Source organism: Corynebacterium sp. UBA2622 (genome assembly GCF_002339505.1).
Lineage (GTDB): Bacteria > Actinomycetota > Actinomycetes > Mycobacteriales > Mycobacteriaceae > Corynebacterium.
Genome location: NZ_DDJO01000004.1, coordinates 26,186 through 27,727, shown reverse-complemented (window position 1 = coordinate 27,727; position 1,542 = coordinate 26,186). Strand labels below are relative to the sequence as shown.

Annotated in this window: 1 pseudogene; it reads right to left on the bottom strand. The window is 73.9% G+C overall.

What is annotated here, in order from left to right:
- Positions 1-1,542, bottom strand: a pseudogene (locus B3611_RS01815) (type I polyketide synthase); the annotation flags it as partial.

Here is a 1,542-nt window from a genome sequence, read left to right as displayed (position 1 = left end):
GTGCGGGCGAGTTCGGTGATGGAAACGCCGGCCTTGTCCAGGCCGCCGGTGAGGTCGAGCTCGACCGGGGCCTCTGCTGCGCGGGCGCGGGCGTCGCGGGAGGCCAGGCCCATGAGCTCAGTGGAGATCTCCTCCGGGGTCCAGACGTGGATGCCGGCTCTGCGCGCGGCCGGGATGAGCACGTCGTTGCCGCCCATGAGGGCGGTGCCGGCGACCCAGCCGATGCGGGCCTGGGCCAGCGTCACTCCCTCGGGCCAGCCCGTCTCGGCCGACCACTTGTTCAGGACGGCGTCGAGGGCCGCCTTGACCTCGCCGTAAGCGCCGTCGCCGCCGAAGGTGCCGCGGTTGGGCGAGCCCGGCAGGACGATGTGCGTGCGGGTGGCGGGGAAGTCGTCGGCGGTCTGCGCCAGCTCGGAGAGCCGCGCGATGGTGCGCTCGACGGACCAGAGCAGCAGGCGCGCCTGCGTCTCGGCGTTGCCGCCCACCTCGGCGAGGGAGCCGGAGACCCCCGGCGCGGCGAAGGGGAAGGCCAGGGTGGGGATCAGGGCGGGCTTGGTCACGCGGACCTCGTTGCCCACCGTCTGCTTCTGCTCCGCACCGATCCAGTCCACCAGCGCGTCGATGTCGCGGTAGCTGGAGAGGTTCGCGGGTACGAGCCACAGAGCGGCGCCCTGGGAGGCGTGGTCGCGGTAGAGGGCGCGGGCGAACTCCTTGCGGGCCTGGCTGACCCACGAGGCGGTCATGATCACGGTCGCGCCGCCCTCCAGCAGGCGCTCGACGACCGCCGTGGCGATGGAACCCGGGGCCGCGCCGGTGACCAGGGCCACCTCGCCCGCGAACTCCAGCTCGGGGGTGTCCAGGGCGGCACGGGCGATCTCGTCCACCGGGCCGTCGAAGCCGTTCTCGGCGTACCAGGTGGCCTGGTCGGCGNNACCACGCGCCCGGTGCCGGCGAAGCGGGTGATGTCGATGTCGGCCTTGCCGAGGGCGACGCGGACGAGGTCCTCGCGGGCCTGAGCCCAGCGGTCGTCGAAAAGCACCGCCTTGCGAGCGTCGAATACCGGGGTGACCTGCTGGACCCACCCGGAACCGAGCTCCGCCTCGATGGTGTCCAGGACCGTGGTGTCCGGGGCCTCGACCTCCGCGCGCTCCTCCTCGATGCCGAGCTTGGACAGCAGCGTGCGGGCCGTGGCCACGAGCGCGTCGGTCACCTCCCCGCGGTAGGCGTCGAGCGCCGCGGAGTCCACCACGCCGCCGCCCGAACCCGAGCTTGACGACGCCTGGGACACGCTCTGGCCGTGGCGCGCCGCAATGGTCTGGATGGCCGCGGCAACCAGGGCCGCTGCGTCGGCCTTGGAGGCGACCCCGGGGAGCGTGGTGAGGCTGCCGCCGCGCACGGACTCCTCCGGCCGGGAGCCGAGGAGGATCTCCGCCTCGACGTGCGGGGTCCAGGACTCCGGCAGGCCCCACGCGCCCGTGACCTGCTCACCCACGTAGGCGGGCTTCAGGCCGGCGGCACCGAGGAGCTGGCGCAGGCGGGCCG